The 20,068-nt window shown below is 66.6% G+C and carries 20 protein-coding genes and 3 tRNA genes; 15 read left to right on the top strand and 8 right to left on the bottom strand.

Annotated elements, in window-relative coordinates; genetic code table 11:
* Positions 1–107: 107 nt before the first annotated feature.
* A complete protein-coding gene (locus QK291_RS06425) occupies positions 108–341 on the bottom strand; it encodes a helix-turn-helix domain-containing protein (protein WP_282380177.1) in 234 nt (77 codons plus the stop codon).
* Between the two features lie 117 nt (positions 342–458).
* On the opposite strand from QK291_RS06425, the gene QK291_RS06420 reads away from it, so the two are divergent.
* The 3 genes from QK291_RS06420 to QK291_RS06410 all read left to right on the top strand — a co-directional run bounded on the left by QK291_RS06420 (position 459) and on the right by QK291_RS06410 (position 2,804).
* On the top strand, positions 459–1,085 hold the full coding sequence (locus QK291_RS06420) for a helix-turn-helix transcriptional regulator (RefSeq protein ID WP_282380175.1): 627 nt from the start codon (positions 459–461) through the stop codon (positions 1,083–1,085).
* A 124-nt stretch (positions 1,086–1,209) separates the two neighbouring features.
* Entirely contained in the window at positions 1,210–2,280 is a 1,071-nt protein-coding gene (locus QK291_RS06415) for a site-specific integrase (RefSeq protein ID WP_282380173.1), read from the top strand.
* Complete coding sequence (locus QK291_RS06410) at positions 2,277–2,804, top strand: hypothetical protein (RefSeq protein ID WP_282380171.1); 528 nt, start codon at positions 2,277–2,279, stop codon at positions 2,802–2,804. Before QK291_RS06415 ends, QK291_RS06410 begins: the two co-directional genes overlap by 4 nt.
* A gap of 79 nt (positions 2,805–2,883) precedes the next feature.
* Here QK291_RS06410 and QK291_RS06405 read toward each other — a convergent pair.
* Positions 2,884–2,956 (bottom strand) — tRNA-Arg (locus QK291_RS06405).
* Between the two features lie 263 nt (positions 2,957–3,219).
* Between QK291_RS06405 and ssb the strand changes: the two genes are divergently transcribed.
* Both ssb and ettA read left to right on the top strand, forming a co-directional pair.
* Positions 3,220–3,798 carry a single-stranded DNA-binding protein gene (gene ssb / locus QK291_RS06400; protein WP_282380169.1) on the top strand — a complete coding sequence of 193 codons (579 nt, stop codon included), beginning with the start codon at positions 3,220–3,222 and terminating at the stop codon, positions 3,796–3,798.
* Positions 3,799–3,909: 111 nt separating this feature from the next.
* The gene (gene ettA / locus QK291_RS06395) at positions 3,910–5,592 is read left to right on the top strand and encodes an energy-dependent translational throttle protein EttA (protein ID WP_282380168.1); all 1,683 of its coding nucleotides are present in this window, start codon (positions 3,910–3,912) and stop codon (positions 5,590–5,592) included.
* 139 nt (positions 5,593–5,731) lie between these two features.
* On the opposite strand, the gene QK291_RS06390 is transcribed toward ettA, so the two are convergent.
* Positions 5,732–6,712, bottom strand: coding sequence for an acyl-CoA thioesterase II (locus QK291_RS06390; protein WP_282380166.1), 981 nt, complete (start codon positions 6,710–6,712; stop codon positions 5,732–5,734).
* A 63-nt stretch (positions 6,713–6,775) separates the two neighbouring features.
* On the opposite strand from QK291_RS06390, the gene QK291_RS06385 reads away from it, so the two are divergent.
* Together QK291_RS06385 and QK291_RS06380 are read left to right on the top strand one after the other, a co-directional pair.
* Positions 6,776–7,435: a hypothetical protein gene (locus QK291_RS06385; RefSeq protein ID WP_282380164.1), complete on the top strand. Its 660-nt coding sequence runs from the start codon at positions 6,776–6,778 to the stop codon at positions 7,433–7,435.
* A 39-nt stretch (positions 7,436–7,474) separates the two neighbouring features.
* Positions 7,475–8,182 carry a Pr6Pr family membrane protein gene (locus QK291_RS06380; protein WP_282380162.1) on the top strand — a complete coding sequence of 236 codons (708 nt, stop codon included), beginning with the start codon at positions 7,475–7,477 and terminating at the stop codon, positions 8,180–8,182.
* 43 nt (positions 8,183–8,225) lie between these two features.
* Here the strand turns inward: QK291_RS06380 and QK291_RS06375 are convergent, their stop codons facing one another.
* Positions 8,226–8,684, bottom strand: a complete 459-nt coding sequence (locus tag QK291_RS06375; protein ID WP_282380160.1) for a globin — start codon at positions 8,682–8,684, stop codon at positions 8,226–8,228.
* 4 nt (positions 8,685–8,688) lie between these two features.
* Complete coding sequence (locus QK291_RS06370) at positions 8,689–9,348, bottom strand: mechanosensitive ion channel domain-containing protein (RefSeq protein ID WP_282380157.1); 660 nt, start codon at positions 9,346–9,348, stop codon at positions 8,689–8,691.
* A gap of 322 nt (positions 9,349–9,670) precedes the next feature.
* Here QK291_RS06370 and QK291_RS06365 point away from each other — a divergent pair, with 322 nt between their 5' ends.
* Positions 9,671–10,534, top strand: coding sequence for a sialate O-acetylesterase (locus QK291_RS06365; RefSeq protein ID WP_282380155.1), 864 nt, complete (start codon positions 9,671–9,673; stop codon positions 10,532–10,534).
* Here the strand turns inward: QK291_RS06365 and QK291_RS06360 are convergent.
* On the bottom strand, positions 10,531–11,040 hold the full coding sequence (locus tag QK291_RS06360; protein ID WP_282380154.1) for an OsmC family protein: 510 nt from the start codon (positions 11,038–11,040) through the stop codon (positions 10,531–10,533). The genes QK291_RS06365 and QK291_RS06360 overlap by 4 nt on opposite strands.
* Positions 11,041–11,185: 145 nt before the next feature.
* Positions 11,186–13,741 (bottom strand): aminopeptidase N, encoded by a 2,556-nt coding sequence (gene pepN / locus QK291_RS06355; RefSeq protein ID WP_282380153.1) that lies wholly within the window; start codon positions 13,739–13,741, stop codon positions 11,186–11,188.
* Between the two features lie 145 nt (positions 13,742–13,886).
* Between pepN and QK291_RS06350 the strand changes: the two genes are divergently transcribed.
* From QK291_RS06350 to QK291_RS06340, 3 genes are all read left to right on the top strand, one after another.
* Entirely contained in the window at positions 13,887–14,888 is a 1,002-nt protein-coding gene (locus tag QK291_RS06350) for a hypothetical protein (RefSeq protein ID WP_282380151.1), read from the top strand.
* A 167-nt stretch (positions 14,889–15,055) separates the two neighbouring features.
* Positions 15,056–15,547 carry a ribose-5-phosphate isomerase gene (locus QK291_RS06345; protein ID WP_282380149.1) on the top strand — a complete coding sequence of 164 codons (492 nt, stop codon included), beginning with the start codon at positions 15,056–15,058 and terminating at the stop codon, positions 15,545–15,547.
* Positions 15,547–16,485 carry a DNA-formamidopyrimidine glycosylase family protein gene (locus QK291_RS06340; protein WP_282380147.1) on the top strand — a complete coding sequence of 313 codons (939 nt, stop codon included), beginning with the start codon at positions 15,547–15,549 and terminating at the stop codon, positions 16,483–16,485. Before QK291_RS06345 ends, QK291_RS06340 begins: the two co-directional genes overlap by 1 nt.
* Positions 16,486–16,730: 245 nt before the next feature.
* Here QK291_RS06340 and QK291_RS06335 read toward each other — a convergent pair.
* A tRNA-Gly gene (locus tag QK291_RS06335) sits at positions 16,731–16,801 on the bottom strand.
* Positions 16,802–16,932: 131 nt separating this feature from the next.
* Here QK291_RS06335 and QK291_RS06330 point away from each other — a divergent pair.
* The 4 genes from QK291_RS06330 to QK291_RS06315 all read left to right on the top strand — a co-directional run bounded on the left by QK291_RS06330 (position 16,933) and on the right by QK291_RS06315 (position 20,059).
* Positions 16,933–17,007: transfer RNA gene (locus QK291_RS06330), tRNA-Pro, on the top strand.
* Positions 17,008–17,076: 69 nt separating this feature from the next.
* Positions 17,077–18,474: a trigger factor gene (gene tig / locus QK291_RS06325; RefSeq protein WP_282380145.1), complete on the top strand. Its 1,398-nt coding sequence runs from the start codon at positions 17,077–17,079 to the stop codon at positions 18,472–18,474.
* Positions 18,475–18,719: 245 nt separating this feature from the next.
* The gene (locus tag QK291_RS06320) at positions 18,720–19,361 is read left to right on the top strand and encodes an ATP-dependent Clp protease proteolytic subunit (RefSeq protein WP_282380143.1); all 642 of its coding nucleotides are present in this window, start codon (positions 18,720–18,722) and stop codon (positions 19,359–19,361) included.
* Between the two features lie 38 nt (positions 19,362–19,399).
* On the top strand, positions 19,400–20,059 hold the full coding sequence (locus QK291_RS06315) for an ATP-dependent Clp protease proteolytic subunit (RefSeq protein ID WP_282380489.1): 660 nt from the start codon (positions 19,400–19,402) through the stop codon (positions 20,057–20,059).
* The last annotated feature ends 9 nt before the right edge of the window (positions 20,060–20,068 follow it).

Genomic DNA, 20,068 nt, shown 5'->3' with positions numbered 1-20,068 from the left:
CCGGGCAGCGACGGCGGCGCCGTTCAAAGGGCCAGTGTGCGACGTTCCGCGCCAGTAACCTCGGTCCCATGCGACTGCCAACGCGGCGTTCAGCTCGGCCTCAGTAATCACGCTGTGGCCTTGGGCTCCAGCAGGGACTCTTCCCATGCCAGGACGTCTTCTCGTCGGAAGCGGAGATACTTTCCGATACGCATCGCCCGGGGTCCCTTGTTGGTGGCCCGCCACGTGTAGACGGTGGCAACGGGAACTCCTGCGCGGGCAGCCAATTCGATGGCACTCAGGTGGCGGGCTTCGAGTTGGCCATCCAGCGTCCGGACCTCCTCAAGGACTTTACTTCCCATGTCTTCCTCCAGTTGTCATTTACGAAAGCTGCTTTCGATTATCGCAACTTGCGACGGACCAAGCTTTACACACGGCAACGGTGGACGTCAAACAAAAAATGAAATAGGGTTGCGATCATGGCAAACGTACCTATTGAGCTCGGCCCGGCAGGCCGGCGAGCGGCGAAGAATGTAAACCGGATACGCACCGCGCTGGGCCTTGATCTGGCACAGGTGAGCCTGAGGCTTACTGAAGTTGGAAGGCCGATCGGAGTTCCGGCGCTGAGCCGAATCGAAAACGAAGCCAGACGATTGGACGCGGCCGACCTAGTAGCTCTTGCGGTCGTCCTGGGCGTGACGCCGAACGTTCTACTCTTCGGATCTGAGCGCTACTTAGGGCCTGCGAATGTACAGATAACTCGGGAACGGTCCGCGCCAATGGATGAAGTCTGGACGTGGGCCGATGGTGAGTTGCCCCTGACTCCAGCTACGGCTCGGGAGCAGCTGGATTTTCAGAAAGCTGCCAGACCTCACCGCCCGCCAGTGCTGCATAAGGAATTGCCCGCAAAGCTTTGGGAGCACCCGGCAGTGCAAGAGCTGGAGCGGGCCTACAAAGCTGCTGCTGAGGTCTTCGAGCGGGACCGTACCGTGCTCGATCTTCTAATGAACGAGCTGCGTGGCGGGCTTGAAGAGCCCTTTGACTTTGACAAGTGGTTTGGCGACAAGGACGTACTCAGTACTGACTGGGATGACAAGGATGCCTAGGCCGCCGCTGCAGGTTGGCACGTGGGGCAGGATCAGCCGGGACGAGGTTACGCCCGGCGTGTGGCGGGCGATGGCTCGGTTCCGGGACTTCGACGGCGTGACCCGGAAAGTTGAGGCCAGGGCCGTGGCTACGTCCAAGAATGACCGCGGCGGCAAGGCTGAGCAGACGCTAATCTCTGCGCTGAAGGAACGGGCGATGCCTGCTGGTGACGACGTCACGCCGGATACACGCTTGAACCGGCTAGCGGAGGTGTGGTGGCTGGAGTTCATGGACCTGGACCGCGCCATCAATACCCAGCGGCGCTATCGGGAAGTCTTGGATTCTTATGTGGGCCCCGGCGTGGGAGGCTTGACGGTTCGGGAGGCCACTGTTTCTCGTCTGGACAGATTCCTGAAGGCGACCACCGCCAAGCATGGAAGTGCCACGGCGAAGCTAGCCAAAACGGTGTTGTCCGCCATGCTCGGACTCGCAGCCCGACACGGCGCGGTGGGCGCCAACCCGTTGCGAGACGTGGCGAAGGTCCCGACCAACCACAAGGACGTCCGGGCCCTGACCGTTGAAGAGGCGGCAGCGCTCCGGACCGGCCTCCGGCAGTGGCAGCGCGACTCGAAGCCTCGCGGCCGGAAGCGGCCGGATGATCTGCTCGACGTCGTGGACGTCATGCTTGCCACGGGTACCCGAATCGGCGAAGCTCTGGCACTCCGGTGGAAGGACGTAGACCTGAAATCTGCGCGCCCGACTTTGACCGTCACGGGAACGGTTATCTACGTGCAGGGCCAGGGGATGACTATCCAAGAACATCCCAAGTCGACCAACTCACGACAGCGCTACTACCTGCCGCCGTTCGCTGTCGAGATGCTCCTGCGGCGTCAGGTTCAGCAGCTGGAGGCCACTTCATGGGACGTGGTTTTTCCGTCGTCCACAGGCACGCTGCGGGATCCGGGAAACTTCCGGAAGCAATGGCGTTCCGCACGTGATGACATCGGCTTCAAATGGGTCACTCCGCACACGTTCAGGAAGTCGGTAGGCACGCTACTGGCGAACGCTGAGGGGATGGCATCGGCCTCTGCCCAGCTGGGCCACTCGAACGAGCAAATCACCAGCCGGCACTATGTCCAGAAGACCCACGAGGCGCCCGACATGACGGCGCTGCTGCAGTCGTTCGGCGGATCCACCTCGAGTACTGAGAAATGAACCTCATGAAGGCGGCGCGCGACGATCAGCGCCTGGCTACCGCGCTACATGAGGCCGGGCACGCAGTCGCCTATCTGAGTAGCGGGCGGGGCTTCCAATACTTGTCAGTTGAGGAATGGCGGCTCGTTGGCAACGGGGAATCAATAGACGCATGGGACCGGGCCGTGACTTCCATGGCGGGGCCGGCTGTCGAGTCGCTGATCTTCAATCACGGCAGGGGCGATGATGCAGCGGTCCATGAGTGGATCACGAGCACCCTCCGGGAACGGATGGAATTCGCGGAATTGGACGATTGCGCCGAACCGGACGACTACACGGACGCCGGGCCATGCGCGGCCGCCGCGCTGCCGCTTGCCCTGGCCATCGTCACTTCCCGCTGGGAGGATATCGAGCGCGTGGCCGCTGCTGCCATACAGTTCGGACGCTTGACCCATAGCGAGGTTCGACAGCTCGCGACTGGCGGCGTTGTGGCCGCTGAGTTGGAACGCTGGAATGGCGCCGCCTCCGGGCAAAGCGGTGGGTAAGCGGTGGAACTCCCGCTGAAGCCGCCAGAAGTGCAGGGGCCCTGATCCGCGTTTCCGCAGGTCAGGGCCCCTTTTGTTGTGCCCCAGGAGGGAATCGAACCCCCGACCGGCGGATTAGAAGGCCGCTGCTCTATCCCCTGAGCTACTGGGGCGTCCCGTCGTATCCGCCCGGCTGATGCCGGGGGACGCCTCAAAAAGCTTACCGCGCCCCGCGGCCGTCCGCTGTCAGGAACACCGGCCGCCCTGAAACGCCCGGCCTTGCCGACGCACGCATACGCGTTTATCAAGTGGCCCTGCCCCGGCGGCCCGCGGCCGGGTTATCCACATGGCGCATCTGGCCCCTCGCGGAGGGTCTTCCCTGGCGCGAAGCTGAAAGAGCCTGCTAGGGCACGACATTTCGAGACAGGACATGAGCATGAGTGACAACATCACGGTTCGTGGCTTCGTTGCCACGGAGCCCAAGAGTTCGACGACGCCCGGCGGCGTGGCGACGGCGAACTTCCGGCTGGGCTCCACCGAACGGCGCTACGACCGCGCCACGCAGGCCTGGATTGACGGGAACACCAACTGGTTCAAGGTTCAGGGGTACCGGCAATTGGCCGGAAACATCGGTTGCAGCGTCAAAAAGGGCCAGAAGGTCATCGTCGTCGGACGGCTCAAGTTGAGGAGCTGGGAACATGAGGGCAGGATCTACCACTCGGCTGAAATCGACGCCGATTCCGTCGGTCACGACCTCAGCTGGGGTTCGGCCAACTTCATCCGCACGGCCGCCAGCGGTCCGCAGGCCGCTGCCGGACCGTCGGGCCCGGGGGCGCTCCCGCCGGACGGCAACCGGGAGGGGAGCGAGGAGGGCGACCAGGACTACGACCAGGACTACGACGAGAACAACGACGGCGATGTGCCGGCCGCCCGCGGCGTCTTCGTCGACGACATCAGCGGCGAAGAAGAAGAGCTCGATGAGGAAACCGGCGAACTGAAAGGGGCAGCGGCCTGAACGGGCAGCGCCGGCGCCACGCCTCGTGGGGCCGGCTCCGGGCCGCGGCAGGTGGTCGATGCCGACGGCATGAATGTGAGTTATCCCGGCGGAACCACTAGATTTGTAGGCATGGCGGAATTTATCTACACAATGACCAAGGCCCGCAAGGCCGTTGGCGAAAAACTCATCCTCGATGACGTAAGCATGTCCTTCTTCCCGGGGGCCAAGATTGGCGTCGTCGGCCCGAATGGTGCAGGTAAGTCCACCATTCTCAAGATCATGGCCGGACTGGACACTCCCTCAAACGGTGAGGCCCGGCTCAGCCCCGGCTACACGGTCGGCATCCTGCTGCAGGAACCGCCGCTGAATGAGGACAAGACCGTCCTGGGCAATGTCCAGGAAGGTGTCGGGGAAATCATCGGCAAGATCCAGCGCTTCAACGCGATCTCCGAAGAGATGGCCAGCCCCGACGTTGACTACGACGTCCTCCTTGAGGAAATGGGCCAGCTGCAGGAAGCGATCGACGCCGCCGATGCCTGGGATCTCGACTCCCAGCTCGAGCAGGCCATGGACGCCCTCCGCTGCCCGCCGCCGGAAGCGGACGTCACCCTGCTCTCCGGTGGTGAGCGCCGCCGCGTCGCCCTCTGCAAGCTCCTGCTCCAGAAGCCGGACCTGCTGCTCCTGGACGAGCCCACCAACCACCTCGACGCCGAGAGCGTGCTCTGGCTCGAGCAGCACCTCTCCAACTACCCCGGCGCCGTCCTCGCCGTCACCCACGACCGGTACTTCCTCGACCACGTGGCCGAGTGGATCGCCGAAGTGGACCGCGGCCACCTGTACCCGTACGAGGGCAACTACTCCACGTACCTCGAGAAAAAGCGCGCCCGCCTGGAAGTCCAGGGCAAGAAGGACGCCAAACAGGCCAAACGCCTCACCGAGGAACTCGAGTGGGTCCGTTCCAACGCCAAGGGACGCCAAACAAAGTCCAAGGCCCGCCTGGCCCGCTACGAGGAAATGGCTGCCGAAGCTGACCGCACCCGCAAGCTGGACTTCGAAGAGATCCAGATCCCGCCGGGACCGCGCCTGGGCGGCCTCGTCCTGGAGGCGAAGAACCTGCAGAAGGGCTTCGAGGACCGCACCCTGATCGACGGGCTGTCCTTCACCCTGCCGCGCAACGGCATCGTCGGTGTCATCGGCCCCAACGGTGTCGGCAAGACGACCTTGTTCAAGACCATCGTCGGGCTCGAGCCGCTCGACGGCGGCGAGCTGAAGATCGGTGACTCCGTCAAGATCTCCTACGCCGACCAGAGCCGCGGCGGCATCGACCCGAATAAGACCCTCTGGGAAGTTGTCTCGGACGGACTCGATTACATCCAGGTCGGCCACGTCGAAATGCCGTCCCGCGCCTATGTCGCCGCTTTCGGCTTCAAGGGCCCGGACCAGCAGAAGAAGGCAGGGGTGCTCTCCGGTGGTGAGCGCAACCGCCTGAACCTCGCGCTGACCCTCAAACAGGGCGGAAACCTGCTGCTTCTCGATGAGCCGACTAACGACCTCGACGTTGAAACGCTTAGCAGTCTCGAAAATGCCCTGCTCGAATTTCCGGGCTGCGCCGTTGTGGTCTCGCACGACCGCTGGTTCCTGGACCGGGTGGCCACCCACATCCTCGCCTACGAAGGCGACGAGGAGAACCCCTCGAAGTGGTACTGGTTCGAGGGCAACTTCGAATCCTACGAGGAGAACAAGGTCGAGCGCCTGGGCGCGGATGCGGCCAAGCCGCACCGCGTGACCCACCGCCGCCTCACCCGCGACTAAGCCCGCAGGGCATAAAGCGGAACAGAAAAGGCCGGCTCCCAAATGGGGGCCGGCCTTTCGCCTGTCATCTGCAGGCAGGATCCGGGGCGCGGTGGATCAGCGTGTGTGGGACCAGCCGTGTGGGACCAGCCGCGTCGGATCAGCCGCGTTCGGCCCTGCGCAAGTGGTGCTGCAGGACCTTGGACTGGACGGCGCCCTTCACCTTGTTCTTGAGGTCCGTCGGAACCCGGATCATGCCTTCCTGCGCCACGGTGGCCACGTGCAGTCCGTCGCGGCTGAAGATCTTTCCGGTCGCCAGCCCGCGGGCGCCCTGGGCGCTGGGGGACTCCTGCACGTAGAGCAGCCACTCGTCCACCCGGACCGGCCGGTGCCACCACATGGCGTGGTCCAGGCTCGCCACCGACATGCCCGGGGTAATCCAGCTCATCCCATGCTTGCGGAGGATTGATTCCAGGATGGTGTAGTCGCTGGCGTAGGCCAGTGCGGCGCGGTGCAGCTCCGGATCGTCCGGGATGGGCCCGAACGTCCTCATCCAGACGGCATTGCGCGGTTCCTTGTCGCCCTTGGCAGAGACGTACAGGGCCGGGTCGACGTGCCGGATGTCGAAGGGCCGCTCGTAGGCCCAGTGGCGTGCCACCGGGTGGTCATACTTGCCCAGCAGGTCCGCCGTGCTCGGCAGCGACTCCGGCCCGGGAATGCCGGCGGGCATCTCTGACTGGTGTTCGATTCCCTCGTCCTCGTCCTGGAACGACGCGATCATGGACAGGATGGGCATGCCCTCCTGGTACGCGTGGACACGCCGCGCCGAAAACGACCGGCCGTCCCGGAGCCGCTGGACGCCGAAGGTGATCGGCTTGTTGGTGTCACCCGGGCGCAGGAAGTATCCGTGCATCGAATGCACACCACGTCCCTCGGGAACCGTCCGGCTGCCGGCGATCAGCGACTGGGCAAGCACCTGGCCTCCGAAGACGCGGTGCCGGGGCTGCTGCTGCGAGGGACCCATAAAGATGTCCTCATCCGTCCGGGCACCCTCCAGCTCACCGAGGTTCAGCAGTTGGAGGAGCGAGGAGGTTGGGTCCTGTGTCGGCGGGCCCTGCAATCCGGCTTCGGCTTCAGTCATGGTTCGACTCTAGACGGCCCTCCGGCACCGCCCCAAAGAGGCACAGCCGGTAGAGTCGATATTGTGTCTGACGTCCTAACCCAGCCCCTGCAGTTCACCGATCCCCGAGACCTCGCCGATCTGCGCACGTTCGCCACCCGTGCCAGGTCCATCGACGACGGTGCCATCCGCCTTCAGGCGTCCGGCCCGGTGCTCGCCGCCTATGTGTGTGTGCTGCGGCCGCGGCTGCTGGGGGAATCGACGCCGACGATCCTCGGGCTGCGGACCATGGCCCTGGCCCGGCCGGCGGACACTGATGTCACCGTCCTGATTTCGGCGGTGCTGGACCGGCTGGCACGGGCGGGGGAGAACGACGTCGAGCTTCCGCTGCCGCCGGTGACGGTCACCGAGTCCTGGGCCGGCGTCGGTGCGCCCCGTACCGGGTGGGAGGCCGTGGCCACGCTGCAGGACGCCGCGCTGCGCCGGTCCGCCGAAGCCGGCATCACCGAGATCGCCGCCATCATCCCGGACAAACCCGGCGCCCTGATCGTCAACAACGCCCGCGCCACGGTCTGGGGGCGGGAACTTCCGGGCGCCGGCGGGCTTCCGCTGGGCGCCGCCTTCGCGGCCCTCACCCTTGGCTTCCTTGCCGACGGCGAGCAGCAGCTGTACCGGGCGGGTCGCTGGTTCCGGCTCAGCGGGGCCCGCGGGCACGTCCTGGCCCGCACGGGTACGGGACTTTAGGTCCTTAGGCAGCGGCGGCCGGTCTGATTGACTGGGCGCATGAGCGGCGCAGCGGTGCTGGATCCCCCGGTCGAGCGACATCTCGGCTTCAATGATGCGCTGCATCCGGACCGCAGCTGGATCCGCCTGCCCCGCGTCGCGGTCGGCGTCTTCGTGCTCGTCGCCCTCGCCCAAAAGACGTACGACGCGACGCTCCCGGGCAGCGACGTGGACCGCTTCCAGCTCTGCTCGGAGTTCACGGTCCAGTCCAACCTCGCACTCGGGATCGTGCTCATCGCCTCCGCCGCCCGGCCGCGGACCCGGCTGCCGGAGTGGTGGGACCACCTGTTCGGTGCGCTGGTCTTCTACCTGGTGATGACCGGCATCATCTACGCGGTGCTCGTGGCCCCGCCGGACGAGCCATGGTGGAGCTGGGACATGTACTGGCCCCAGCTCGCGCACCACCGGCTCGCCCCGCTGTTTGTCACGCTCGACTGGCTGCTCGTCACCCGCACCGTCCGCGGAAAATGGTGGCGGCCGGTTCTGTGGCTCAGCTACCCCGCGGGCTTCCTCGTTTTTTCCTGGGTGCGCGGTGCGGTCGACGGGTGGTACGTCTACGACTTCCTTGATCCGACGCTCGATGGCGGCTGGCCGGCCGCGCTGGCGACGACGGCGCCGGTGCTCGTCGCGTTCCTGTTGATCGCCGTCCTCGTGCACGTCGCCGGGAACGGGCGCGCCGCACTGGCCGTGGGGCACAGGCGGCGATGATCACCTGTCCACGTGGGACGGGCCGTTCTGTCCGGGACCGGCCTCAGGCTCCGGAGGCGCTGTTCACCATGGAGAGGGCGGCCCGTTCCATGTAGTCCCAGAGCGTCCCCTCGTGCAGCGGGGGCAGCGCCAGGGAATCCACCGCGGTGTGCATGTGGAACAGCCACCGTTCCTTGGCCTCCGGGGTGACCCGGAAGGGCATGTGGCGCATCCTCAACCGCGGGTGGCCGCGCTCCTCGCCATACGTCGTCGGACCGCCCCAGTACTGCTCGAGGAACATCAGGAAGCGCCGCTTGGCGGGGCCGAGGTCCTCCTCCGGGTACATCGGCCGCAGCAGCGGATCAGTCGCCACGCCGTCGTAGAACACGTCGACGAGCTTCACGAAGGTCTCGTGGCCGCCCACGGCATCGTAGAAGTTGTCCGTGTACCCGGGCTGCGTGAACGGGTCGTTCTGCAGCAGCTGCTTGGGCTGGCGGGGTTCGCCGGCGCTGGGAATCGTCATGGTTCTATTCTCCGGCCTTCTGCTGGGGTGCGCTGTCGGCCTCGTCCGCCGGCGGCGCGCCGGGCGGAAGGTAGGTGCCCTGGGAACGGTTGCCCACGCGCAGGATTTCGCCGTTGCGCAGGTACCAGATGGCGCCGTCCTCCGCCCGGACCCGGGTGATCCGCAGGTTCATGGCCTCGACCGTTCCCACCACCTCGGAAGTCTCGATGATGTCGCCGATCCCGTACTGGTCCTCGATGGTGATGAAGATACCGGCCAGGAAGTCGCGGATCAGCTGCTGGGCGCCGAAACCGATGGCGATACCGAGGATTCCGACGCTGGTCAGGATCGGCGCCACGTCCACGTTCAGGTTCTTGAGCACATACACGCTGGTGAGGACGGCCACCAGCACGCCGACCACGCTGCTGAGCAGGGCACCGATGGTGTTGGCCCGCTGGACCCGGCGCTCGTGGTCCAGGGCGCGGAAGGCTGGAGCCACCCAGCGGAAATGCGGCTTCTTGAACAAGGTGCTGCCCGCGGCCACGCGCTTGGTGATTCCGGCGATCACGAAGGAAGCGATCAGCCACACGGCGACGCCGACCCCCAGGCTGATGAGGACACCCGGCACGTTGATGGCCGAGATGTCCGGGGTGGCGATCGGTTCGGTCGTGGTCATGCTGTACATCGGCGGGGATACTCCTCGTTGCTGCGTTCCTGCTGCCGGCCGGTATCGCCGGGCTGGGCGTCCTGGACGGCCCGGCGATCGCCGGGCGCATAACGCTGTGGTCTCATTCAACACTAGCGCCGTAGCGTGTCCCCATGCGCATCGGACGCCGGCCGGCCAATGCTCTTGCATCCCGCGCGGATGCCAAGGAATGATGAAGGTCCTGGTGCAACTGTATCCACGTGGGTGCTCCGGAAGGGCCTTGCCGGCACCGGGGGCCGGGCTTGTAGTTTTCAGGCGGCGGAGCGCAGTTAGGGATGGTGGAACCGTGCCTGGCAGTGCGGTGAAAAGGTTCCGAGGGCTGCTGGTCGGCCTCGACGTCTCGGTCCTGGCGTTCGGGGGCGTGGTGCCCGCGCACACACAGGATCCCGTCACGGAGCTTCATGTTTTTCTCGCGGCCGGACAGTCGAACATGGCCGGGTGGGGCCTCCCGGGCGGGGGCGACCGCGACGCGGTGGATCCCCGAATTTTTCAGTACGGGGCCAAAGTCCGCTCACTGAGGCCCGCTACCGTCCCCCTGGACATGCACGACACGCCACCCGGACTGTCCCCGGCCACAACGCTGGCCCGCGAGTACCTGAAGACCCAGGCCGGCAACGTTGGCGTTCTTATCATTCCGGCCGCTCACAGTGGCACCGCTTTCACCAGCGCCGCGAATACTCTCACCTGGTCTGTCGGTAGCGCCTCGGCTCCGGAGTTCGACCTCTCCACGCTGGCGGTCACGCAGACGCACGACGGAATCGCAGCGGCGAGCGCTTCAGGCCTGGACGTTGAGCTCAAAGGGATCCTTTGGCTGCAGGGCGAAAGCAATTCGTCAATGTCCACCTCCGAATACAGCACGAGGCTGGACGAGCTCATTGCGTTTTTCCGGTCCCGGCTGGCCGCGCCGATGCTGCCTTTCGTTGTGGGGGGCATGACGCCGGAGGGCATCGCGGACACGCCGCCCCGAGCCAACGTGGACCGGTCGCACCGCGAAACCCCCGCACGGGTGCCGTCCTCGGGATTCGCACCGCCCATGACCGGCGGCGCGAATGTGGATGACAGGATCCACTTCTCCCGGGCAGGCGTCGAATTCCTGGGCAAGACCTACCTTGCCGGGTACTGGGCGGCTGTTGCGGCCGGCGCGAGCACCAGCATAATCCGCTAGCCGCGCGGCAACCCGCCGGCCTCGACCACCACGGCGGGGTCGTGGAGTACCGGAAAGTTGACGCTGCGGGCGATGAAACAGACCCTGTTCGCCTCGGCGTGCAACTGCTCCAGGAGCCCGGCGTCCGGCAGCGCCCCTGCGGCCGGGGCCGCTACCGTCACCCGGGGCTTCAGCGTGACCGATTCGAACTGGCCGCTGCCGTCACGGTTGGTCCGCATCAGTCCCTCGGCCCGGTCCTCATACCCCGTGACCACCACGCCCTGCTTTACGGCCACGTGCAGGAAGGACAGCATGTGGCACTGGGACAGGGCGGCCAGCAGCAGCTGTTCCGGGTTGTAGCGGGTGCGGTCGCCGTGGAACGTCGGATCCGCCGAACCGTGCAGGACCGGCAGTCCGGGGATCTCGACGTCATGGTCGCGTGAATAGCCGCGGTAGGACGCCGTCCCCTCGCCCAGGTTCCCGGTCCAGCGGACTGTCAGCGCATAGCGGTGCTCATCAAGGCTCATGGCTCCAGCCTAGGACACACCCCGGCCCGACTGACTCGCAGCAAAGGCCGTTCTGGGCTTCCAAAACGGCCTTTGCTGCGGGCCACCTGGGCTGCGGGCTGGACGGGCTGCGGGCGGCTACCCGGGCGGGCCCGGGAGCGACGCCTCAGCCGACGTCGGCCTGGCGGGCGCGCAGCGCGCGGGCCACGCCGTCGCGGTTCTCCAACATCATCCGCCGCAGGGCCGCGCTGTCCTCCGGCAGCGAGGCCAGGAACTCGTCCGTGCGGTCCACGGTCGCCTGCGTGGTCAGCTGCGCCGGGTAGAGCCCGACGACGATCTGCTGGGCCAGCGCGTGCGTGCGCTCCTTGACGATGCCAGGCACCGCGGCGAAGTACTTCCCGGCGTAGGGCTCCAGCAGGGAGGTGTCCAGCACCCGGGTGAAGCCGCTGACGGCTGAGCCCTGGAGGGCATTGGACAGCTCGCCCTTGACCACGATCGAGTCCCAGGCCGCGGCCTTGGCCTCGTGCGTCGGGATGGCGGCCTTGGCGAGGGCCGCCGCATTCTGCCCGGTGGCGGTGTTGTCGAGCGCGAGTTCGGTATCGATCTGCTCCTGCCCGGCCCGGCCGCCGGCGACGAGAGAGGTGACCAGTTCCCAGCGCAGGTCCTGGTCCACGGTGAGGCCCTCCAGCGTCAGGCTGCCCTCCAGCAAACCTGAGACGGTGTCCAGTTGCCCGGCGCTGCGGGCGAGCAGGGCATGGGACTTGACGAACTGCAGCTGCGCGTCGGAGCCTGCCGGGACGCCGGAGGCGAGCCCCCAGAGCCGGTCGACGGCCGCCACCGCAGTGGCTTCCTTGTGCTCCGGAGCCACATAGAAATTCAAGGTCGTCGCGAGCTGGCGCAGCTGTACCTGAATCACCGAGGAATCGGATTCCTCGGCGATGTTGGCCAGGATCAGTTCCACGTAACGGCGGGCCGGGGTTTCCCCGTCGCGGGCCGCATCCCAGGCCGAACCCCACACCAGGGTCCGGGGAAGGCTCTGGCTGAAGTCCTTGAGGTGCGCAGTGGCTGTGGCGAGGGACTTCGGGTCGAGGCGGACCTTGGCGTAGGCAAGGTCGTCGTCGTTGAGCAGGATCAGGTCCGGCTGGGAAAGCCCGGCCAGCAACGGCACCTCGGTGCGTCGGCCGTCGACGTCGAGCTCCTCGCGGTGGACCCGTTCCAGTTTCCCGGCCGCGGTGAGGTTGTAGAAGCCGACAGCGAGCCGGTGCGGGCGGATGGTGGGCTGGGACTCGGTGGCGGACTGCAGGATCGCGAACGAGGAGATCGTCCCGTCGTCACCCACGCTGAGCTCGGGCTTGAGCGTGTTGACGCCGGCGGTCTCCAGCCAGAGCTGCCCCCACTGGTCCAGGTCCCGGCCGCTGGCCTTTTCGAGCTCAGCCATCAGGTCGCTGAGCTCGGTGTTCTGCCAGGCGTGCTTGCGGAAGTACTCGCGGACGCCGGCCATGAACTCCTCCGGACCCACCCACGCCACCAGCTGGCGGAGCACCGAGGCGCCCTTGGCATAGGTGATGCCGTCGAAGTTCACCTCGACGTCCTCCAGGTCGTTGATCTCGGCGAAGATCGGGTGCGTGGTGGGAAGCTGGTCCTGGCGGTAGGCCCAGGACTTCTCCACCGAGGCGAAGGTGGTCCAGGCGTGGTCGAACCTGGTGTTCTCCACCGCGGCCAGGTGGGACATGTATTCGGCGAAGGACTCGTTGAGCCAGAGGTCGTTCCACCAGCGCATTGTCACGAGGTCCCCGAACCACATGTGAGCCAGCTCGTGGAGCACGGTGATGGCGCGGCGCTCCACCTGGGCGTCGGTGACCTTGCTGCGGAAAACGTAGCCTTCCAGGATAGTCACCGCCCCGGCGTTTTCCATGGCGCCGGCATTGAACTCCGGGACGAAGAGCTGGTCGTACTTCTCGAACGGGTACGGGCAGCCGAACTGCGCCTCGAAGAACTCGAAGCCCTGGCGGGTGAGTTCGAAGATGTTGTCGGCGTCGAGGTACTGCATCAGCGACTTGCGCGCGAAGACGCCCAGCGGGGTGACCTTCCCGGAGGCGGAGACCACTTCGCTGCGGACGGACTGGTAGGGCCCCGCGATCAGCGCCGTGACGTAGGAGGAGAGCCGCGGGGTGGGGGTGAACTCCCAGACGGAGCGGGCGCCGCCGTCGGTGCCGGGGATGGTCTCGACCGGCACCGGGGTGGGGGAGTTGGACACGATGTCCCAGTGCGAGGGGGCAATCACCGTGAACGTGAAGCTGGCTTTGAGGTCGGGCTGCTCGAACACAGCGAACATACGCCGGGAATCCGGCACCTCGAACTGCGTGTACAGGTACACCTCATGGTCCACGGGGTCCACGAAGCGGTGCAGACCCTCGCCCGTGTTCATGTACGGGGCCTCGGCGACGACCAGCAGCTCGTTGTCCGCCGCCAGATCCGGCAGCTGGATGCGGATCCCGTCGGACACCTCGGCCGGGTCCAGCTCACGGCCGTTCAGGGTCACACTCTGCACGGCGCCGGTAACGGCGTCGATGAACGTCGAGGACCCCGGCCTGGCCGTGAACTTCACGGCGGTGGTGGAGCCGAAGACTTTGTCCCCGCGGGTCAGGTCAAGCTCGACCTCGTAGGAGTCGACGGCGATCAGTTCGGCGCGCTCGCGTGCTTCGGCGCGCGTGAGGTTCATTCCGGGCAAAGTTGGGCCTCCAGGATGCGTGGGGATGGGGGAACTCGGTACTATGAAACCATTCTTTCACTTCTGCGGCGCTTGGCAAGTAGCCCGGGTCACACCACGGTACTAAGGACAAATCGCCGGGGGTAGCGTTGGGGATATGGGAAAGCTTCGGAATTCCGTAGATGTCCGGGCGCTGCGCTTCGCCGTGGGGTTCCCGCTGGTGCTGGCCGCCGCGTTTGTGGTGTGCGCCGCCCTGCTCCGCCCGGACCTGCCCGAGCCGCTGGCCGTCCGGTGGGCCGAGGGCGCCGCCGCGGACTTCGCGCCGTTTGAGGCGGTCGTCGGCGTCGGCGCGGCCATGATCGTTTTGTTCGGCGGGGCCGTGCTGGTGCAGGCCGTGCCGCTGTCCCGTCCGGCAATCATGCGCCGGATCATGATGGGTGCCGGGCTGTTCGTGAGCCTGTTCGTCACCACCGTCCTCGCCGCCGTGCTGGTCGGACAGCTCGGCCTGCCGAACGCGCGGGACGCCCAGGTGGATGCCGCCGTCCTCGCCATGGGCAGCGGCGCCGCCCTGGGCCTGGGCGTCGTTATGGGCTTCGTCTTCAAAGCCGACCAGCGCTGGTCCACGGACGACGACCGGGCCATGGCCGAAGCCCTGGCCCGCGAACTGGACCCCGACCTGGCCCGCGACTCGGTGAGCCTGTGGGTCCACGCCCGCAGCTCGGTCTTCGTGATGCTCGGGATCGCCACCCTGCTTCCCGCCGCCCTCCTGACCATCGCCGTGCCCTGGCTCGCTGCCCTCCTGGTGGCCCTGGCCCTGCTGGCCGCCGCGTGCCTGTTCGCCCGCATCCGGGTGGACCGGAGCGGGCTGCGGGTCTTCGCCGCCGGCTTCGTCAGGGTGATGGACGTCCCGGCCGCCGCCATCGAGGGGGCGACGCCGAAAGAGGTCAGGGCGGCCGACTACGGCGGCTGGGGATACCGCAATAACGGCACCACGACGGCGCTGCTTGTCAGCAGCGGACCGGCAGTCGTCGTCGACCGTTCCGACGGCCGGACCCTGACAGTCAGCGGGGGGAGCGCCACAACGGCGGACAACGTCGCGCAGGTGATCTCACGGGTGGCGGAACGGGCGCACCGGCCCGACGGCGCCGCCGGTGTGTGAACCCGCCCGCCGGCCGAGCCCGCCCGCCGGCCCGGCGGCGCCGCCGGGCCAACCTTCCCGCCGGGCCAAACCTCCCCGGCCCGCGCCCTAGTAGGCTGGGAACAGCCCCCGCAACCGCCCCGCAGCCCACGTGACTCCACTGATCTGCCCAACTGAACGGATCCGCCGTGACCCCCTCTGACCTCCCGCGCGTGCACATCGCCACCGACCACGCCGGCATGGAACTCAGCGCCCACCTCGTCAGCCACCTGAGCGCCCAGGGCTACGAGGTCATCGACCACGGGCCCAAGGTGTACGACGCCCTGGATGACTACCCCTCGTTCTGCATCAACGCCGCCCTCGCGGTCGTGGCGGACCAGGAAGCGGGCACCCACGCCCTCGGGATCGTCCTGGGCGGTTCCGGCAACGGCGAGCAGATCGCCGCCAACAAGGTCAAGGGCGTCCGCGCCGCGCTGGCCTGGAACCTGTCCACCGCGAAGCTGGCCCGCGACCACAACGACGCCAACGTCGTCGCCGTCGGCGGCCGCCAGCACAGCGTCGAGGAGGCCACGGACATCATCGAGGCGTTCCTGGCCGAACCCTTCAGCAACGACGAGCGCCACGTCCGCCGGATCGGCAAGATTGCCGCGTACGAGCGCACCGGCGAGGTCACCGACTAGTGCCCGAAGGGCACTCCGTCCACCGGCTGGCCCGCCAGTTCGGGGACGTCTTCACGGGGGAGCGGCTCGCCGTGTCCAGCCCGCAGGGCCGCTTCGTCCACGGCGCGGCGCTGCTCGACGGCCACACCCTCACCGGTTCGACGGCGCACGGGAAACACCTCTTCCTGGAGTTCGGGCACGGGCTGCTGCTGCACGTCCACCTGGGCCTCTACGGCGCCTGGGATTTCGGCGGCGACGCCGGCTTCCGGGGAGCGTCCAGCATCGGCGCGCCCCGCAAAGTGGGGGAGCGGGAGGTCTACGACGACGGCGACGACAGCGCCGGAGCGCCCGGGCCGGCCGGGTATGAGGGACCGCCCGCCCCGGTGGGTGCCGTCCGCGTCCGGCTCACCAGCGCCCACGGCTGGGCCGACCTCCGCGGCGCGACGACCTGCGAGACCGTCACGGAAGCGGAAGCGGCAGCCGTGCTGGCACGGCTCGGCCCCGACCCGCTGCGGAACCGTCCCGGCGACCGGGAGACCTTTGTTGCCGGCATCCTGGCCAGGCGCACACCGCTCGCGGCCCTGCTGATGGACCAGAAGGTGATCGCCGGCGTCGGGAATGTCTACCGCGCGGAACTGCTGTTCCGGCAGCGCCTGGACCCCTGGCAGCCGGGGCGGGGACTGTCGGCGGAGGCGGCCGGACGGCTCTGGGACGACACCGTTGCGGTGATGGTCGACGGCGTCCGCGACGGCCGGATCATCACCACGCCCCCGCGCTACTGGAGCGTTCCCGCCGGCGCCCCACCGGGCGGAACTTCCCGCGCCTTTCCCGCCGCGGACGAGGCCCACTTCGTGTACCGCCGGCAGGGACTCGCCTGCCGGAACTGCGGGACGCCGGTTGCCCTGACCGACCTCGGTGCCCGCAAGCTCTACTGGTGCCCGTCCTGCCAGTGCGGCTGACCCATAGGCACTGAACAGCTGCGGGACAGGACGCGAGCCGGCGTCCCCCCGGGGGCGCCTTTGGCTGCGATTCCGGTCCCTAGCCCCGCCAGTTGCGGCGTGTCCGTGTCAAAGTAGCCCCGATCCGTGTCCGAGCCGATCATGCCTGGGCGGACGCCTGGGAGTCGGAGTGCGCAAACCCTGGAGTGCAGGACCCGCATACGAAAAAAGCCCCACCGGAGCGGGGCTTTTTCGTCATATTTCGGAGGGGACGACGGGAATCGAACCCGCATCATCAGTTTGGAAGACTGAGGCTTTACCACTAAGCTACGTCCCCGGGAACATGCTGGACCTTCAGCAAGACTTCCGGGCGGCTGTTGAAGCCGGGTACAACTAAACCTAATTCAGGGCCCCGGTGTCAAATGTGCAAACCGGGATGATTTGACCGTAGACTGTTCTGTGCACTTACGGGGTGTAGCTCAGCTTGGCTAGAGCACCTGCTTTGGGAGCAGGAAGTCGCAGGTTCAAATCCTGTCACCCCGACTCTGCAGGTACTGCCAGACCCTTGGCAGTGCAGAACCCCACCCCCTAAAAACCAGGAGTACTTAGACTGTGAAGAGCGCTGTCGAGAACCTCACCCCCACGCGGGTCAAGCTCAATGTTGAGGTCCCCTTTGAGGAACTGAAGCCCAGCATCGCAGAGGCATACAAGACTGTTGCTTCGCAGATCCAGGTCCCGGGTTTCCGCAAGGGCAAGGTCCCCTCCAAGCTCATTGACCAGCGCGTTGGCCGTGGCTACGTGCTGGAGACTGCCATCAACGATGGCCTCAACGGCTGGTACCAGGCAGCCGTGCAGGAAACCGGCATCCGCCCGCTGAGCCGTCCCGAGGTTGAAATCACTGAGGTCCCGGACCCGTCCGCCACCGACGGTGAACTGAAGTTCCACGCCGAGGTTGACGTCCGCCCCGAGATCGAACTGCCCGACTACGCCGGCATCAAGGTTGAGGTTGCCGCCGCTGAGTCCACCGACGCCGACGTCGACAAGGCGCTGGACGAGCTCCGCGGCCGCTTCGGCACGCTGAAGTCCCTGGACCGTCCGGCCGCCGACAAGGACTTCCTGACGATCGACATCACCGCCACCATCGACGGCGCCGAGGTTGATTCCGCCACCGGCCTGTCCTACCAGGTCGGCGCCGGCACCATGCTCGAAGGCCTCGACGAGGCCGTCACCGGCCTCAGCGCCGACGAGGACGCCATCTTCGACACCACCCTCGTGGGCGGCGAGCACGCCGGCGAGTCCGCCCAGGTCAAGGTTGTCGTCAAGTCCGTCAAGGAGCGCGAGCTTCCGGAGGCCGACGACGACTTCGCCCAGCTGGCCTCCGAATTCGACACCCTGGCCGAGCTCCGCGAGGACCTCGCCAAGCAGGCTGCCGAGTCCAAGGTCGTTGAGCAGGGCGTCGAGGCCCGCGACAAGGTCCTCGACAAGCTCGTTGAGCTCGTCGCGGTCCCCGTCCCGGATTCCGTCGTCGAAGAACAGCTCGAGCAGCACTTCAACGCCGAGAACGCCCACGGTGAAGGCGAGCACGACACCGAGGAGCACCGCGCCGAGGTCAAGGCCAACACGGAGCGTGCCTTCCAGAACGAGATCATCCTTGACGCCATCGCCGAAAAGGAAGAAGTCAATGTCAGCCAGAACGAGCTGATCGACTACATCGTCACCACGGCCGGCCAGTACGGCATGGACCCGAACCAGTTCGCCCAGATCATCGATCAGAGCGGCCAGGTCCCCATGATGGTTTCCGAGGTCCGCCGCCGCAAGGCACTGGCCGTCGTCCTGGGCCAGGCCGAGGTCACCGACACCGAGGGCAACAAGGTTGACCTTAGCGACTTCGTCCGCCCCGGCGGCGAAGAGGCAGCAGCCGAGGCTGACGCCGGTGTCGAGGACGCCGCTTCCGAGGAAGCAGCAGCCGAGACCGCGAAGAATGATGACCCGGCAGCAGCGAAGTTCTAGCACTTCCTGTTCCCGCAGTTCCTGCCGCACCCCCGGATCACTGATCCGGGGGTGCGGCTTTTTAAGCCCGTGATGAACCCTCCCGGGCAATCGTGCGCCGTCAGCGAACAGCCCCGCGCCTGAGCACAATGGCGCCGGGAAAACCGTTAGTGTCCATGTAGGAAAGTTCAGTGATGTCGTCCAGTGGCGTCACCGTCGCCAGCGAGAGGTAAGTACACATGTCACAGCAAGCAGGGGCACCCCGGATGGCTACTGTCGATCCGGCAGCCCAGGATAACTACATTTACAACCGCCTGCTGAAAGAGCGCATCATCTGGCTCGGCTCCGAGGTCCGCGACGAGAACGCCAACGCGATCTGCTCGCAGCTGCTGCTGCTCTCGGCCGAGAACCCCGAGAAGGATATCTACCTCTACATCAACTCCCCGGGCGGCTCCGTCACCGCCGGCATGGCCATCTACGACACGATGCAGTTCATCCCGAACGACGTCGTCACCGTTGCCACCGGCCTCGCCGCCTCGATGGGGCAGTTCCTGCTCTCCTCCGGCACCAAGGGCAAGCGCTACGCCACCCCCAACGCCCGCATCCTGATGCACCAGCCCTCCGGCGGCATCGGCGGCACGGCCTCGGACATCAAGATCCAGGCCGAGCTCATCCTGCACATGAAGAAGGTCATGGCCGAACTGACGGCGGACCAGACCGGGCAGACGGTCGAGACCATCCTCAAGGACAATGACCGCGACAAGTGGTTCACGGCCAAGGACGCCCTCGAATACGGCTTCTTTGACAAGATCGCGGCGCACGCGGGATCCGTAGCGGGCGGTGGCGGAACCAACGCCGACAACACGGCCTCAGTCACCGACTCAACCGACGATGCCACCGAGAACTGACCGGCAGGCAGACAGCAATGAATTCAGGAGCAATGAACATGAACTACAACTTCGGTTCGACGGCCGGTAACCTGCCGAGCAGCCGCTACGTGCTGCCGCAGTTCGAAGAACGCACCCCCTACGGCTTCAAGCGTCAGGACCCGTACACCAAGCTGTTCGAGGACCGGATCATCTTCCTTGGCGTCCAGGTCGACGACGCCTCGGCCGACGACGTGATGGCCCAGCTGCTCGTGCTCGAGTCCACCGACCCGGACCGCGACATCACGCTCTACATCAACTCCCCGGGCGGCTCCTTCACCGCCATGACGGCGATCTACGACACCATGACGTACATCCGCCCGGAGATCCAGACCGTCTGCCTCGGCCAGGCAGCCAGTGCCGCCGCCGTGCTCCTCGCCGCCGGCACGCCGGGCAAGCGGCTCGCGCTTCCGAACGCCCGCGTTCTGATCCACCAGCCCTCGCTCTCCGGCGGCCAGGGCGGCCAGGCCTCCGACCTGGAGATCCAGGCCGCCGAGGTCATGCGCATGCGGGCCTGGCTCGAGGACACGCTGGCCAAGCACTCCGGCCGGACGCCGGAACAGGTCAACAACGACATCGAGCGCGACAAGATCCTCACCGCGGCCGAGGCGATGCAGTACGGACTGATCGACCAGGTGCTGGATTCCCGCAAGATGAAGCCCCAGGCGATTACCAAGTAGCAAGCCGTT

This window comes from Arthrobacter sp. AL12 (genome assembly GCF_029960645.1).
Classification (GTDB): domain Bacteria; phylum Actinomycetota; class Actinomycetes; order Actinomycetales; family Micrococcaceae; genus Arthrobacter.
The sequence above is the reverse complement of the archived record's forward strand: the minus strand, read 5'-3'. Positions and strand labels throughout refer to the sequence as shown.